The organism is Sorangiineae bacterium MSr11954 (assembly GCA_037157815.1).
GTDB lineage: Bacteria > Myxococcota_A > Polyangia > Polyangiales > Polyangiaceae > Pendulispora > Pendulispora albinea.
The window spans coordinates 5,390,975-5,404,919 of sequence record CP089984.1 but is presented as its reverse complement, the minus strand read 5'-3'; the positions used below and the strand labels follow the sequence as shown (position 1 = coordinate 5,404,919).

17 protein-coding genes are annotated in these 13,945 nt (G+C 62.8%); 6 read left to right on the top strand and 11 right to left on the bottom strand.

What is annotated here, in order from left to right; translation table 11 throughout:
* The first annotated feature begins 2 nt into the window (after window positions 1-2).
* Window positions 3-254 carry a hypothetical protein gene (locus tag LZC94_21080; protein WXB19706.1) on the top strand — a complete coding sequence of 84 codons (252 nt, stop codon included), beginning with the start codon at window positions 3-5 and terminating at the stop codon, window positions 252-254.
* Window positions 255-308: 54 nt separating this feature from the next.
* On the opposite strand, the gene LZC94_21075 is transcribed toward LZC94_21080, so the two are convergent.
* Window positions 309-1,082: an AAA family ATPase gene (locus LZC94_21075; protein WXB19705.1), complete on the bottom strand. Its 774-nt coding sequence runs from the start codon at window positions 1,080-1,082 to the stop codon at window positions 309-311.
* Between the two features lie 654 nt (window positions 1,083-1,736).
* Here LZC94_21075 and LZC94_21070 point away from each other — a divergent pair.
* Entirely contained in the window at window positions 1,737-2,471 is a 735-nt protein-coding gene (locus LZC94_21070; GenBank protein ID WXB19704.1) for a hypothetical protein, read from the top strand.
* A gap of 41 nt (window positions 2,472-2,512) precedes the next feature.
* Here the strand turns inward: LZC94_21070 and LZC94_21065 are convergent, their stop codons facing one another.
* From LZC94_21065 to LZC94_21025, 9 genes are all read right to left on the bottom strand, one after another.
* The gene (locus LZC94_21065) at window positions 2,513-4,051 is read right to left on the bottom strand and encodes an IS66 family transposase (protein ID WXB19703.1); all 1,539 of its coding nucleotides are present in this window, start codon (window positions 4,049-4,051) and stop codon (window positions 2,513-2,515) included.
* 216 nt (window positions 4,052-4,267) lie between these two features.
* Window positions 4,268-4,606 carry an IS66 family insertion sequence element accessory protein TnpB gene (gene tnpB / locus LZC94_21060; protein WXB19702.1) on the bottom strand — a complete coding sequence of 113 codons (339 nt, stop codon included), beginning with the start codon at window positions 4,604-4,606 and terminating at the stop codon, window positions 4,268-4,270.
* Entirely contained in the window at window positions 4,606-4,941 is a 336-nt protein-coding gene (locus tag LZC94_21055) for a hypothetical protein (GenBank protein WXB19701.1), read from the bottom strand. Before LZC94_21055 ends, tnpB (LZC94_21060) begins: the two co-directional genes overlap by 1 nt.
* Window positions 4,942-5,004: 63 nt before the next feature.
* A complete protein-coding gene (locus tag LZC94_21050; GenBank protein WXB19700.1) occupies window positions 5,005-5,226 on the bottom strand; it encodes a hypothetical protein in 222 nt (73 codons plus the stop codon).
* On the bottom strand, window positions 5,223-5,519 hold the full coding sequence (locus LZC94_21045; GenBank protein WXB19699.1) for a transposase: 297 nt from the start codon (window positions 5,517-5,519) through the stop codon (window positions 5,223-5,225). Before LZC94_21045 ends, LZC94_21050 begins: the two co-directional genes overlap by 4 nt.
* Before the next feature lie 111 nt (window positions 5,520-5,630).
* Complete coding sequence (locus LZC94_21040; GenBank protein ID WXB19698.1) at window positions 5,631-5,846, bottom strand: hypothetical protein; 216 nt, start codon at window positions 5,844-5,846, stop codon at window positions 5,631-5,633.
* A complete protein-coding gene (locus tag LZC94_21035; GenBank protein WXB19697.1) occupies window positions 5,843-6,655 on the bottom strand; it encodes an AAA family ATPase in 813 nt (270 codons plus the stop codon). The genes LZC94_21040 and LZC94_21035 overlap by 4 nt, the downstream gene beginning before the upstream one ends.
* Window positions 6,652-7,995 (bottom strand): DDE-type integrase/transposase/recombinase, encoded by a 1,344-nt coding sequence (locus tag LZC94_21030; protein ID WXB19696.1) that lies wholly within the window; start codon window positions 7,993-7,995, stop codon window positions 6,652-6,654. Before LZC94_21030 ends, LZC94_21035 begins: the two co-directional genes overlap by 4 nt.
* Window positions 7,996-8,121: 126 nt before the next feature.
* Window positions 8,122-8,445: a hypothetical protein gene (locus LZC94_21025; GenBank protein WXB19695.1), complete on the bottom strand. Its 324-nt coding sequence runs from the start codon at window positions 8,443-8,445 to the stop codon at window positions 8,122-8,124.
* A 618-nt stretch (window positions 8,446-9,063) separates the two neighbouring features.
* Between LZC94_21025 and LZC94_21020 the strand changes: the two genes are divergently transcribed.
* Window positions 9,064-10,485 carry an IS4 family transposase gene (locus tag LZC94_21020; GenBank protein ID WXB19694.1) on the top strand — a complete coding sequence of 474 codons (1,422 nt, stop codon included), beginning with the start codon at window positions 9,064-9,066 and terminating at the stop codon, window positions 10,483-10,485.
* Here the strand turns inward: LZC94_21020 and LZC94_21015 are convergent.
* Window positions 10,402-11,280 (bottom strand): hypothetical protein, encoded by an 879-nt coding sequence (locus LZC94_21015; GenBank protein WXB19693.1) that lies wholly within the window; start codon window positions 11,278-11,280, stop codon window positions 10,402-10,404. The two genes, LZC94_21020 and LZC94_21015, sit on opposite strands and share 84 nt — an antisense overlap.
* Before the next feature lie 192 nt (window positions 11,281-11,472).
* Here LZC94_21015 and LZC94_21010 point away from each other — a divergent pair, with 192 nt between their 5' ends.
* From LZC94_21010 to LZC94_21000, 3 genes are all read left to right on the top strand, one after another.
* The gene (locus LZC94_21010; protein WXB19692.1) at window positions 11,473-11,808 is read left to right on the top strand and encodes a hypothetical protein; all 336 of its coding nucleotides are present in this window, start codon (window positions 11,473-11,475) and stop codon (window positions 11,806-11,808) included.
* Window positions 11,808-12,146, top strand: a complete 339-nt coding sequence (tnpB, locus tag LZC94_21005) for an IS66 family insertion sequence element accessory protein TnpB (protein ID WXB19691.1) — start codon at window positions 11,808-11,810, stop codon at window positions 12,144-12,146. The genes LZC94_21010 and tnpB (LZC94_21005) overlap by 1 nt, the downstream gene beginning before the upstream one ends.
* Window positions 12,147-12,362: 216 nt before the next feature.
* Window positions 12,363-13,901: an IS66 family transposase gene (locus LZC94_21000; GenBank protein ID WXB19690.1), complete on the top strand. Its 1,539-nt coding sequence runs from the start codon at window positions 12,363-12,365 to the stop codon at window positions 13,899-13,901.
* Window positions 13,902-13,945 lie beyond the last annotated feature (44 nt).

Below are 13,945 nucleotides of genomic sequence, written 5' to 3'. Positions count from 1 at the left end.
AAATGGATCGCACTATTGCAGAGGAAATCGTTCGAGCCGCAGTAGACTGCGACATCCGATTGAACAAAGCGCTTCGTTTCGTCGAGAGCAATGGAACGCAGGCCGAATTCGAAGCCTATCGTTCCGCCGTGGCGCCCATCATTTGGCAACTGTTCGAGCGATTGCAGCTACCCGTTTACGAGGAGTACATCGATCTGGCCCCCGAGGAGCTGCACGATGTCGTGAAACGTAGCATCGCGCAACGTCAGAAATAGCAGCACACGAGGCTTGCTCCGCGGGGAGGGCAGATCGAGCTTCTCCGCGGGAGCCTACCCTCTGGGGGGGGACTTGAGGAGCTTGCGAAGCGTGCCGTTTGGGTCCGCGAGGAAGTCGCGCGTCACCCGGACAGTTCCAGTCTCATCATAGGATGTCCGTCGAATTCCTTCTTCGCTCAATTCATAGATCCATGCACTGGGATACGCGAGAAGGAGGGGAGCGTGGGTCGCGATAATGAACTGCGACCCACGCTCCACGAGCTCCTGCATGCGCGAGAGCATGCCGAGCTGGCGAAGTGGCGAGAGCGCGGCCTCGGGCTCGTCCAAAATGTAGAGCCCTTGAGCACCGAATCGACGCGTTGCCAGAGCAATGAACGATTCGCCATGGGACTGCTCGTGGAGCGAGCGTCGCCCATAGGAATTTATGATCGGTGGTGCGGACGCTTGAACCCTGTCGAGTTCTTCGATGTTCGTCGCGAGGTTGAAAAAACTCTCGGCGCGCAGAAAGAATCCAGTCCGTGGGCGACGGGAGGAGCGGACGAGACGAAGCGCGTGATGAAGCGGGGATTCGGAGCTGCGCGTCGAGAACTGAAAGTTGGGGCTTCCCCCTTCGGGATTGAAGCCTGCGGCAGCAGCGATTCCCTCCAGAAGCGTCGACTTTCCCGACCCATTCTCTCCGACGACGTAGGTCACCTGCGGATGAAGCTCTAGGCTCGTCAAGCCGGCGAGCGCAGGGATGCTGAAAGGATACGTGGAGGCGTCGGGAATTCGATCGCGAAGGACTTGGACTCGTAAGATGAATCCCTGAGAATCGTTCTCGGAAGGCACCCGGTGAGGTTAGCCGAGAAGAGCATTCTCGGCCACGCCATGCGCGCGCGTTCGGCGGTGAGTCGAAGGCTCTCCGCGACGTCGAGGTGCAGCACGCTTTCGCGCGGGGTGGGAGGCGCCACACACGTGCGTGCTGTCCTCGGGGCAGCCGCTGCGCATGAAGCTGCATGCTGAGAGTCTCTGCGGTCGTCGCGAGGACTGGGCAACCGTGCGCGAGGGGCGGGTTCTGAAACGACAGGAGAATTGCCCGATGCCGGATGCGACGATGAAGAGGACGCTCGGGTCATGGCCGGCGTGGTGGCCAACGGGTTCAGGGTAGGCGATGGTGGCTCCCGAGCTCCGCTCGTCCCAAAATGCGTATTCCGCTCCGACGTGGGCACCAATTCTGACGCTACCTGGGCGCTGATTCCGCCCGGACTTGGGCACCGGTTCGGAGCACTTGGGCACCGATTCCAAGGCTTGGGCACTCGTTCCGGAGCACTTGGGCACTGATTCCGGAGCACTTGGGCGCACGTTCCGCGTGACCTGGGCACGAAGTTCCGGGCACGAGGCGGGCGCACGGGCTGTGAGCGACGAGGTAGGTGGTCGTCACGCGGTTCGTGGTTGTCACCTTGGAAAAGGGGCGACAACGCACGGATGTCGGAGCGACACACGATGCGCAAGGTCCGTGAAGTTCTTCGTTTACGATTCGAAGTTGGCTGCTCGCAACGCGAGATCCAGGCATCGACAGGACTCTCGAAAGGTTCGGTCGGCGACTACTTGAAACGCGCCGCGGCGTGCGGCCTCACCTGGCCCGAGGCGCGTTCGATGACGGATGCCGAGGTTGAGGCGCGCCTGTTCCGGCTTGTCGGTCGAAACGAGCCATTGCTCCGCGCGCCGATCGATTTCCAATGGGTTCATACCGAGCTCCGAAAGCCGGGAGTCACACTCCAACTCCTGTGCGCGGAGTACCAGCACGCCGTCATCGAGCGCGCCGATGGCAGCCGACCCTACCAGTACAGCCAATTCTGTGACCTATACAACGCGTGGCAAAAGACGCTCGCACTATCGATGCGCCAAGTGCATCGCGCCGGAGAGAAACTCTTCGTGGATTATTCCGGAAAGAAACCGTGCATCGTCGACCCGGAGAGCGGTGAGGTCACCGTGGTCGAGCTTTTCGTCGCCGTGCTCGGCGCAAGTAATTATACCTACGCTGAAGCCTCGCGCTCCCAGAAGAAAGCGGATTTCATCGCCTCGACCATGCGTGCGCTCGAATATATCGGCGGCGTGCCCGAAGTGATCGTTCCCGACCAACTTCGCAGCGCTGTCAGCGGCCCCGATCGATACGACCCAGAGATCAAGTATCCCTCCTGCCAACCGCGTCGTGATTCCGTCGAGCAGGCGGCCTAGATTTGGCGGTGCGAATGACGGAGCTATCGAGCGCAGCGCTACTATGGGGACTCGCCGAGCTGCGGGGGGATGGTGATCTTCCCGAGAGGAGCCTCGAGCTCGTGGGGGAGGAGGCGGGCGCGCGTGGCGAGCCAGTTCATGGGGGCAAGTTCGACGACGCGTCGTTTGGGCCAACTCGGCAGGACACGAAACAGGTCGCGCAAGTATTCCTCGGAATCGAGTCCGGCGTGGCGCGCGGATGCGATGAGCGAAAGCCATGTGCAGGCCACTTCCGCGGCGTCGTCGGAGCCCAGGTGCATCCAATTTTTCCGTCCGATCGCCACATGTCGAATTTCGCGTTCAACGTCATTGTTGGAAAGTGGAATGCTCCCGTTCACCAAAAATCGCGTGAGCGCCTCCCAATGATTGTGGCTGTACCGAAGGGCGCGGGAGAAAGGCCCGCGTGGATCCACGCTGGGGTCGTCGAGCAGGCAATCGCGGGCCCTGGCGAAAATCTCGACCAGCGGTGCAGAGCGCTCTTTTCGAATCAAAAGGCGTGCGTCGGGCGAAAGGTGCGCGATGTCCCTCTCGATGGTGAACAGCTCGTCGGCAAGCTCGACGAAACCGCGCGCCCGCGTGTCGGTGGGCAAAGCAAAGAAATACTTGCGCCGGCAGTGTGCCATACAGCCGGCCTCTTTCGGCGCGCCGGGAGCGCGAAACAATTCGTCGTACACACTGGAGGCGTCTGCGACGACGATACCGCCAAATTCTTCGAGCCAGCTTTTCGGCATGTCGCTCGTGTGCAGCGCGGAATAGCGAAAAAAGACCTGCGCCCGATCGGCAAGGAGCACCCAGATGTGAGCTCTTCGATCGTGGGGGCTTGCCATCACGCGCACCCCCGTCGCATCGATGCCGATGACCTGGCACTGAGCCAACGCGTGTTCCCAAGCCGCATCGACGACGAGGCGCGCCACCGGCTCGGCGAGCTTTTCCCACGCGCTCAACGTGGAAACGGGCACACGCACACCATGCCGGGCGATGATCTTCGACAGGCGCGTGTACGGGATCTGATCGCCCCATTTCGAGTGAATCGTGTGGGCGAGCATCGCAGGATCGGGCAACGCGCGCGGAATCATCTCGTCGGGCACGGGCTCGATGTGCACGGCGACCGAGGCATCGTCATTGTCTTGGGCGAACTTTTTCCGGACCACACGCAATCGTGTATACCCGGACTTACGGAACGCCAATCGGTAAGAGACCTCCTCACCGATGTAGCGGGCTCCCTCAGGAGTTTCGCCGGGCGAAATGTCCACGGTTTCCACGGGCAGGTGCTCGGGAAGCTGCCCGCGCCCATGTGGAGTACGGCGCTTTCGGACACCGCTCGGAGGCGACGGGGTCACGCGATCGGGGCCGGCCAGTGGCTGCGCCGCGTTGGGCTTTTCGGGCTCGGCCGGGGCCGGCGATGGCTCACTGCCACTCGATGCGAGAATCGTCGCATCGAGCAGCACCTGCAACGTGCTTGCCGGCAAGCGCTCGCGTTTGACGCCGAAAAGCTGCTTCGAGAGCCATGCCACCTGCGCCTCGAGGGCATCGATGCGCACGCGTTGCGATTCACTTTCGGCACGTAACCGTGCGTTTTGCTCGCGAAGCTCTCTATCCTCAGCCACAAGCCTCGACACCGCATCCGAGGACGCTCCTTGGGCCAGCGCCGCAACGAGAGCGGCCGCGATGCTGGCATTGGGGGGCGTGACGGGCGACACGGCTCGATGCATCGAGAACGTCGTGCATATCACGATATCGCATCATGCGATATGTATTCAGTGTACGCTGCTATTCTTTTTCTTACCTTCGACGGCGAGTCCTTCGAGAAATCGGGAAAACGCCTCGGGACTCATTTCCATACGCGAGGCGCCCTCGGTGCGCGGCGGCGCGACGAATACCCCCTGATCAAGGCGCTTGTATAGAAGCGCATATCCGGTGCGGTCGTAGAATAAGACTTTGCACCTGTCGGTCGCCTTGTTGAGAAACACGAAGAGCGAACCTCCTCGCGGATCGTCACCGAAACGCTCGCGCACAATCCCCGCGAGCCGATCGAAACTGATGCGAAGGTCGACCCGCTCGACGCTCACAAAGATGCGGACATTCGCCGAGAACATCAGCTCTCCTCCAATACGCCGATCAACGCGCGAAGTACGGTGACGTTGGCCCCCGTCTGCACACGAAGTATCCGACCCGAGCGAAGAACCACTTCGATGCTGTCATAAGGCGAGGATGTCCCGCGCGCTGCAGCGGTCGTCGCAATAGGCACCTCGGGTGCGGGGGCCTTGCGCGACGGCACAACCTCGACAAATCCCTTGCCGACTTCGGTGCTCGCTTCGGGTCGCGCGATCTTCCTCTTCCACCACACCAACGTCCGTGGATTCCACCCGTGCTTCTTCGCATATTCGCCCGCGCTCTCCCCGCTGGCCTCCCACGCCGCGATTCGCCTCACCCACTCCGGCCTCTTCGCTCGCTTCCTCATGCATCGCGAGTTTGCTGCCGCTTCGGCCCCTCGTCACGACGCGCTCCGCAGGACGGATACTGGACTGCCATAGGTGTACCGGCATCGAGCGTGTACCGCCGCGATCTCGACGGCAAGGCGCGCGTCGTCCTTCCGACGTGCCGCGACAGGCCGCTTGCGCCACGCGTAGTAGCCGCTTCGTGACACCCCGAGCACCGAGCACATGGCCTGGACGGGAAAGGCCACCTCCTTCGCCGCGATAAAAGCGAACTTCATTTGCTCTCCTTCGCGAAGAAGGTGGCCGCTGATTTTAGGATGGCGCGTTCCAGTTCCAGCCGTTTCACCTGCTTGCGAAGCTCCACGAGCTCTTCTCGCTCACCGCTCGTGAGCGCCCCCGGCAGTCCTTTGCCTGTGTCGATCTCTGCTTGTTTCACCCAGTAACGCAGTGCGGTCTCGGTAAGATCGAGATCGGCGGCAACCTGTCCGATCGTGCGGTCACCGGCCTTGCAAAGCCGCACCGCCTCCGCCTTGAATTCAGGTGTGAACGTCCTTCGTTTCCGTTTCGCCATGAGACACTCCCTGGCCATCTTCGCATTGTTGCCACGCCTTTAATTTGATGTCGTTCCGCGCCGGCTAAATGATGGGCATCACGCAGACGGCGCGGTGGCGGGCGGTCTGCGTCAGAAGGGCTGCGAGCCGATGCGGTCGCGGTCCAGGGCGATGTCGAGGCGGAGCAGCGCGATCTCGAGTTGGTCGAGCAACTCGAGTACCCGGCCTACGTCACGTTGGTGAGGCTCGAAGGCGTCGTCGCCTGGAAGGTAGACGTCGCGGAGCGTACGCCGGACGAGGGTGATGGCGACGCGCAGGGCGGCCGCTTCGAGGGTCACGCGATTCATGTGGCAATTCCTTCGGCGTGAAGGACGCGGGCGAGGAGCTCGCGTTCGATGGTCTTGCGTTTGCGCCGGACTGCCAAGCGCAGAGCGGCGGTGGCGATGCGATCGGTGTCGCGCAGGCTGCCGGCGGCCGCCTCGTGGAGCATGGCGACGGCGTCGGGGGCGAAGAGATCTTTCGGTCCGCCGGCGCGGGTGACTCGCATGCGGACGTAATCGGCCGTATCGTCGGCGGTGAGCGACCCGATGGAAACGCGGTGGTGTAATCGCGAATAGAGCGACCGATTGCGCCGTAGGCGCAGTCGGTCGTCGAGATCGGGTAACCCGACCAGCAGCAGCGACAACAGTGCGCGACTGTCCCATGCGTAATTGAGCAAGATGTGGAGATGGTCGAGCGTGTCCTGATGAAGCAGGTGCGCCTCGTCGACGAGGAAGACGGGGAAGACGCGCTCTTTGGCGAGCTCCTCGACGTGGGTACTCACGGACAAGAAGACATCACCAGCAGTGGCACCACGGGGAACGCCGAGGGCGAGACATAGCTGGCGATAGAAATCGCGCCGGCCGAGCGTAACGTTGTGGCAATAGGTCAGACGGAAGGTGTCGGCCTTGAGCGCGTGCCGCAACGCGCGCAAGAGGCAGGTTTTTCCGGCGCCCGGCTCGCCGGTGAGGACGGCGCTTTTTCGAGCGTGCACCGCGTCGGTGAGCTCGTCGAGGACGGCGTGCTTGCTGGGGGGCAGCCATAGATCCGCGTCGTCGATCTCCTTGGAAAATGGCTCTTGATTCAAACCGAAGTGGGAGAGCGTCTCGGGGCTCATCGCGATCCCTCCGGCTTTCTGCCGAGCGCCTTGTCGAGCAGCGCGCGCGATGGGTCGAATGCGACACGTGCAACGTGAGGCTCGTCGAGGTTTTGTGCCGAGCGCGGACGCGTTGCGTTTCGCACGGGGTCGACCGGGTGCAGGACGAAGCGCTTGCCTTCGTGGTCGATGAATGGCGGCTCGCTCGGATCGACCAGGCAGCGCGAGACGGAGACGAGTTGGCCGGCAAGAAAGTGCAGATCGGTCTCCCAGTCCACGCCATCCATTGCGATGGTGTTGTCGCGACGGACGCGACGACGGGCGTGGACGGTGAGTGCAGCGCGTAGCTTTCTTTCGTCGAAGGGATCGGGCTCGCTTGCAGCGGCGGTGAAGACTTCGAGCGGCGTTTTGCCCATCAGCGCGCCGTGAGGGGTCTTGTGGTAGTGCTCATCGAGCCACGCCCAGAGCCGGACGTTGAGGGCGTGGAGCGAGGTGAGCGAGCCTATGTGATCGAGGCACCCTTCGCGCAACGTACGCCAGAAGCGCTCGATCTTGCCGCGAGCCGGGGCATCGTACGGCTTGGAATGCACCAGCGTGGTGCCCATACGGGCGCACGAGAGAGAGAGCGTCTCGCCGCGGTAGGTGGCGCCGTTGTCGAGGTACATGGCGTCGGGGGGACCATGCTTGCGCACGGCGCGTACGAAGACCGACAGCATGTCGATCTCGCGCTCGTAGGTCATGGCTTCAAGTGCAATGACGTAGCGAGACGCATCATCCATGAGCGCGTGGATGCGCACAGTCGTCGAGCCGGACGAATGGACGAGCGGCGCGCCATGGCAGACATCCCCCTGCCAGAGGGCGCCCGGATGCTCGGCCTGCCAACGCAACCGCATCTTGCCGCGCGTACCGCCGGCGCGCAGCGATGCCTTGTCGAGCCCGCGCTCGGCGAAGAAACGGCGCACCGTCGACGCGCTGACGGTGCCCGGCTCGAGGCGCCCGTCGGCTCCGAGCGTCTGCAGGATGAGCGGCACCGATGCCGACGGATGCTCGTGGCGAATGTCGACCAAAAGCTCGCGCAGGGCGACGGGCATCTCGCGCCCCCGACCACGGTCGCAACGGGCCTGCGGACGCAGCGCTTCGAGGCCTCCTTCCTTGTACGCGTAGTACCAACGCTCGAGTGTCGCGACCGAGTAGGTGCGCGACGAGTGGCCTCGTGGTGGACGAAAGCGCTGCTGAGAAAGCTCGGTGAGCGCCTCGGCCAACTGGCCGCGATCGAGCTCGCGGCGCGTGAGGGAGCCTACGATCTCACTTCGATAAAGCGCGACCGCCTCGGCGTGATCTTTGGGAGTGAGCGATTGCATGCAGTATACACCATTTCTGCGCCGGACGACCCTACGCCCGAGCGCCTACGGGAATGGAGCGCACTCGATCGCAGCGCGCGACGATCCAACGCGGTGGGGCGCGGGCTTGCACTTGGAGGCAGAGGGTCAATCGCGCCCCGCGAAGGCGGCCCCCTCGAACGCCCTCGCCTCGATCGAGACGAGGTGGGGTAAGGGCGCGAACGCGACGAGCGTGGCCGCGACGCGCTCGGCTCGCGCCCGCAACAGCGCTTCGCGTGGCCACGGCCGTACGACGCGAAACAGGACGCGCCGCTCGACGGCCTGGAGCCATCGTCGGAGCGTCGGCCACCCTGCTTCGGCGCTACGCCAGGGGCTCGTCCGCCTGCGCGTGTCCGAAAGCGTCGCGCCGAGCATGCCGTAGAGCGCGCACGCCAGGGCGATGGCCCCCGCGCTGTAATGCCGACGCGCCACGGCTCCTCGAGGCAACACGGTGATCGTCGCTTTGCAGCGCCGACACTGGTAACGCCGTACCCGCACGACGCTCATCGTCGGAGCTGCCTCGGGCTCTGTCGGCCCGCGGACTTGCCGAGCCCGAAGCCCATGCCCCCAGAGACCGAGCAATCCCCCCACCGGGCGCGACGCCGCGCCGCACCGGGGGCAGCAGGAGGGGCGGCCGGCCTCCACGCTCGGCGGCGACTTCGCCCAATTCTTGACATCTATGGCCAGATGAACGACGACGTAAACGCTCCGTCTCGGTAGCATGCGATCGGAGCGCGACGGGAGGACGTTTCCGCTTCCAATCGGGTCCTCCCGTCTCCTTTTTGTCTTCAGACGACACCACGTCGACGCTCCACCTCCGTGCCCCGCTCTACCTCCCTTGGAGGGAAAGGGACCAATCCATGTATGTGATGGGGAATAGGTCGCCTATGGCCGCTCTCCCTCATACTTCCGGCGCGATCTCGCGCCATCGAGCGTCAACAGATAGGTGCGTTAACAGCATGATTGGGGATGTCCACCGAATCGGCTGGGCATTGATCGGAAGTTGGTTTTCTTCGGGAATTTTGACGGGCGATGGTCCCTTTTGGAAGCATGGACGATTCAAGTGGTCGGGATGCGCGGGAGTGGGCATATGAGGAATTTGGCCACGCGGAACTAGGCGATGCGCGGAGAACGGCTCGTTTGGTCCGTATGACGGCGTCGCTTGCGGCGCGGCCGGGGGGCCGAGTACTCGAAGTTTTTCGCAGCAGTGCCGAGCAACAAGCCGCCTACGATTTCCTGAGTAACGAGAAGGTCCGCAGCGAAGATCTGCTAGCAGCCGTGCGTAGTGCGACGGTTCGCCGATGCGCGGACGAGTCGTGGGTTCATGTCGTTGTTGATGGGACAAGCCTGCGGCTGACAGACTGGAAGAGAGAAAAAGGGTTTGGCGGCGTCGGATCCACGCAACTCGGAGCGAGTGGCCTCAAGGTAATACACGCCTATGCGGTATCCCCGCAGGGAGTGCCCCTCGGAGTCCTGAATCAACAGTGGTGGATACGAGCGCGGCGGAAGAAACGTATCGATTGCCAAAGCCGGCCGCTGGAGGATAAGGAGACTCGTCATTGGGTAGATGCGATCCGCGACGCAACGTTGGCACTGACCGCTGGTGGCTCGAAAGCGTGGTTTCAAGTCGATCGCGAGGGCGACCGGTACTGGACACTCAAGGCTTTGCGTGACTCGGGCGAATGGTTCACGGTTCGTTCTACGTATGCGCATCGATTTGTCTACGCTGGAAATCTACGTCGACTTCAACGATTGCGCGATGTCGCGCGCAAGGGGAAGGTTCGCGGAACGGTGGAGCTCGAACTGCGCGAGCGCGTGCACCGGACGGCACGCACGGCACGGGTCGTCATTCGCACGACGTCCGTGGTCTTGTACACAAAAGAATCCTACTCGGACGAGCGCATGGCCGTACCGCTCAACGTGGTGGACGTGAAGGAGGTGGGGACGCCACCACGAGGCGAAAAGGCGTTGCACTGGCGCTTGCTCACGAACCACGGCATCGTGACTCGCGAAGACGTTGATGGCATTCTTCACGGATATGTACAGCGCTGGAAGATTGAGGAACTACATCGAGTTTGGAAGTCCGGTGCGTGCTGCGTCGAGCAGTCGCAGCTGCGTTCGGCGGAGCGCGTTATCAAGTGGGCGATTCTAGCCGTGGTGACTGCCGCTCGAATCGAACGGTTACGCATGCTCGCCCGGGCGAAGCCTGACGCTCCGGCGTCGCTCGAATTCAACGACTATGAGCTTCGTGCGCTCGTCCTCATGAAACGAAAGTACGCGAAGAAAACCGAATCAATTCCCGACGACATTCCCACAATTGCCGACGCGATCCGCTGGATCGCGCAACTGGGCGGGCACGCCGGTCACGCTTCAAGTGGCCGACCTGGCTCAGTGACACTGCGGCGCGGCCTCGAATTCATTACGCCCGTCGCGATCGCGCTCGAACTCCTTGAAAACGAGAATAAATTGTGACGAATGCCCAGACCGAATCGGGGGAAGTTCAAAGTAGTGGGCGCCGCGGATGTTTTCGTGAGCTGTCAGCGGCTTCTCGGCCAACTCGTCGGGTAGTGCCGTGGCTTCGAGATTTCGCACGAGCAGCGCGTGAATGGTTTTGCGCGTGGGGCCGTAGGAGCCGGTGAGCGCGAGCGCCCGTGCACACGCCGCCTCGAGGCGCTCGGGCCCAAACGTTTTTCCGTCGCGCATAAGCGCGAAGAACGGACGATAGCCGAGCTCGGGGTGTGGGTAGCGCGCGAAGATCTTCTCGACGACGGTCCGAGTGGAGGGACCGACGGACGCGGCCCAGGTGAGCATCCTCTCGGGCGGCCAATTGCCGTAATCGGAGTGCTGCTTCGGCCTGTGGGCGTCGGAGGTGACGGCGGTGCCCTTGCGTCCGTAGCTGCGCGGGTGAGAGGCGACGCGCTGTCCACGGAACAGAATTTCGACGGTACTCGACGTGGCGCGTACCTCGACAAGTGCGCCGATGAGCGTGCACGAGACGCTATAGAAGCGATGATCGAACTCGACGTGGTAATCGACATGAACCTTGTGTTTCTCCCATTCCGAACGCTCGTATCGGTGAGCGGGGAGCGGCTTGAGAGCGGGCCGGTCCAGGCTCTCGAACGCGGAACGCCTGCAACCTTCGAGCTTCTGAAAGGGCTTCGCATTGAGCTTTTCGAGCAGCTCGCCGATGGCCGCGTTGAGCTCGTCGAGGCTGAAGAAGGTGCGATTGCGCAGGCATGCGAGCACCCACCGTTGGGCGACGAGCACACCGTTTTCGACCTTGGATTTGTCGCGTGGTTTGCGCGGCCTCGCGGGGACGACCGCGAAGCCGTAGTGCTGTGCGAGCTCGAGATAGGAAGGATTGATCTCGTATCCGTCCTGCGGAGCGCGTCGTGACGAGGGGCCGAAGCGGCAGCAAACTCGCGATGCATGAGGAAGCGAGCGAAGAGGCCGGAGTGGGTGAGGCGAATCGCGGCGTGGGAGGCCAGCGGGGAGAGCGCGGGCGAATATGCGAAGAAGCACGGGTGGAATCCACGGACGTTGGTGTGGTGGAAGAGGAAGATCGCGCGACCCGAAGCGAGCACCGAAGTCGGCAAGGGATTTGTCGAGGTTGTGCCGTCGCGCAAGGCCCCCGCACCCGAGGTGCCTATTGCGACGACCGCTGCAGCGCGCGGGACATCCTCGCCTTATGACAGCATCGAAGTGGTTCTTCGCTCGGGTCGGATACTTCGTGTGCAGACGGGGGCCAACGTCACCGTACTTCGCGCGTTGATCGGCGTATTGGAGGAGAGCTGATGTTCTCGGCGAATGTCCGCATCTTTGTGAGCGTCGAGCGGGTCGACCTTCGCATCAGTTTCGATCGGCTCGCGGGGATTGTGCGCGAGCGTTTCGGTGACGATCCGCGAGGAGGTTCGCTCTTCGTGTTTCTCAACAAGGCGACCGACAGGTGCAAAGTCTTATTCTACGACCGCACCGGATATGCGCTTCTATACAAGCGCCTTGATCAGGGGGTATTCGTCGCGCCGCCGCGCACCGAGGGCGCCTCGCGTATGGAAATGAGTCCCGAGGCGTTTTCCCGATTTCTCGAAGGACTCGCCGTCGAAGGTAAGAAAAAGAATAGCAGCGTACACTGAATACATATCGCATGATGCGATATCGTGATATGCACGACGTTCTCGATGCATCGAGCCGTGTCGCCCGTCACGCCCCCCAATGCCAGCATCGCGGCCGCTCTCGTTGCGGCGCTGGCCCAAGGAGCGTCCTCGGATGCGGTGTCGAGGCTTGTGGCTGAGGATAGAGAGCTTCGCGAGCAAAACGCACGGTTACGTGCCGAAAGTGAATCGCAACGCGTGCGCATCGATGCCCTCGAGGCGCAGGTGGCATGGCTCTCGAAGCAGCTTTTCGGCGTCAAACGCGAGCGCTTGCCGGCAAGCACGTTGCAGGTGCTGCTCGATGCGACGATTCTCGCATCGAGTGGCAGTGAGCCATCGCCGGCCCCGGCCGAGCCCGAAAAGCCCAACGCGGCGCAGCCACTGGCCGGCCCCGATCGCGTGACCCCGTCGCCTCCGAGCGGTGTCCGAAAGCGCCGTACTCCACATGGGCGCGGGCAGCTTCCCGAGCACCTGCCCGTGGAAACCGTGGACATTTCGCCCGGCGAAACTCCTGAGGGAGCCCGCTACATCGGTGAGGAGGTCTCTTACCGATTGGCGTTCCGTAAGTCCGGGTATACACGATTGCGTGTGGTCCGGAAAAAGTTCGCCCAAGACAATGACGATGCCTCGGTCGCCGTGCACATCGAGCCCGTGCCCGACGAGATGATTCCGCGCGCGTTGCCCGATCCTGCGATGCTCGCCCACACGATTCACTCGAAATGGGGCGATCAGATCCCGTACACGCGCCTGTCGAAGATCATCGCCCGGCATGGTGTGCGTGTGCCCGTTTCCACGTTGAGCGCGTGGGAAAAGCTCGCCGAGCCGGTGGCGCGCCTCGTCGTCGATGCGGCTTGGGAACACGCGTTGGCTCAGTGCCAGGTCATCGGCATCGATGCGACGGGGGTGCGCGTGATGGCAAGCCCCCACGATCGAAGAGCTCACATCTGGGTGCTCCTTGCCGATCGGGCGCAGGTCTTTTTTCGCTATTCCGCGCTGCACACGAGCGACATGCCGAAAAGCTGGCTCGAAGAATTTGGCGGTATCGTCGTCGCAGACGCCTCCAGTGTGTACGACGAATTGTTTCGCGCTCCCGGCGCGCCGAAAGAGGCCGGCTGTATGGCACACTGCCGGCGCAAGTATTTCTTTGCTTTGCCCACCGACACGCGGGCGCGCGGTTTCGTCGAGCTTGCCGACGAGCTGTTCACCATCGAGAGGGACATCGCGCACCTTTCGCCCGACGCACGCCTTTTGATTCGAAAAGAGCGCTCTGCACCGCTGGTCGAGATTTTCGCCAGGGCCCGCGATTGCCTGCTCGACGACCCCAGCGTGGATCCACGCGGGCCTTTCTCCCGCGCCCTTCGGTACAGCCACAATCATTGGGAGGCGCTCACGCGATTTTTGGTGAACGGGAGCATTCCACTTTCCAACAATGACGTTGAACGCGAAATTCGACATGTGGCGATCGGACGGAAAAATTGGATGCACCTGGGCTCCGACGACGCCGCGGAAGTGGCCTGCACATGGCTTTCGCTCATCGCATCCGCGCGCCACGCCGGACTCGATTCCGAGGAATACTTGCGCGACCTGTTTCGTGTCCTGCCGAGTTGGCCCAAACGACGCGTCGTCGAACTTGCCCCCATGAACTGGCTCGCCACGCGCGCCCGCCTCCTCCCCCACGAGCTCGAGGCTCCTCTCGGGAAGATCACCATCCCCCCGCAGCTCGGCGAGTCCCCATAGTAGCGCTGCGCTCGATAGCTCCGTCATTCGCACCGCCAAATCTA

What these genes read in the sequence shown, in the direction of transcription:
- tnpB (WXB19691.1), top strand. Translation starts at nt 11,808, where the DNA reads ATGTTCTCGGCGAATGTCCGCATCTTTGTGAGCGTCGAGCGGGTCGAC.
- LZC94_21080 (WXB19706.1), top strand. Translation starts at nt 3, where the DNA reads ATGGATCGCACTATTGCAGAGGAAATCGTTCGAGCCGCAGTAGACTGC.
- LZC94_21050 (WXB19700.1), bottom strand. Translation starts at nt 5,226, where the DNA reads ATGAAGTTCGCTTTTATCGCGGCGAAGGAGGTGGCCTTTCCCGTCCAG.
- tnpB (WXB19702.1), bottom strand. Translation starts at nt 4,606, where the DNA reads ATGTTCTCGGCGAATGTCCGCATCTTTGTGAGCGTCGAGCGGGTCGAC.
- LZC94_21045 (WXB19699.1), bottom strand. Translation starts at nt 5,519, where the DNA reads ATGGCGAAACGGAAACGAAGGACGTTCACACCTGAATTCAAGGCGGAG.
- LZC94_21040 (WXB19698.1), bottom strand. Translation starts at nt 5,846, where the DNA reads ATGAATCGCGTGACCCTCGAAGCGGCCGCCCTGCGCGTCGCCATCACC.
- LZC94_21020 (WXB19694.1), top strand. Translation starts at nt 9,064, where the DNA reads ATGGACGATTCAAGTGGTCGGGATGCGCGGGAGTGGGCATATGAGGAA.
- LZC94_21070 (WXB19704.1), top strand. Translation starts at nt 1,737, where the DNA reads ATGCGCAAGGTCCGTGAAGTTCTTCGTTTACGATTCGAAGTTGGCTGC.
- LZC94_21030 (WXB19696.1), bottom strand. Translation starts at nt 7,995, where the DNA reads ATGCAATCGCTCACTCCCAAAGATCACGCCGAGGCGGTCGCGCTTTAT.
- LZC94_21035 (WXB19697.1), bottom strand. Translation starts at nt 6,655, where the DNA reads ATGAGCCCCGAGACGCTCTCCCACTTCGGTTTGAATCAAGAGCCATTT.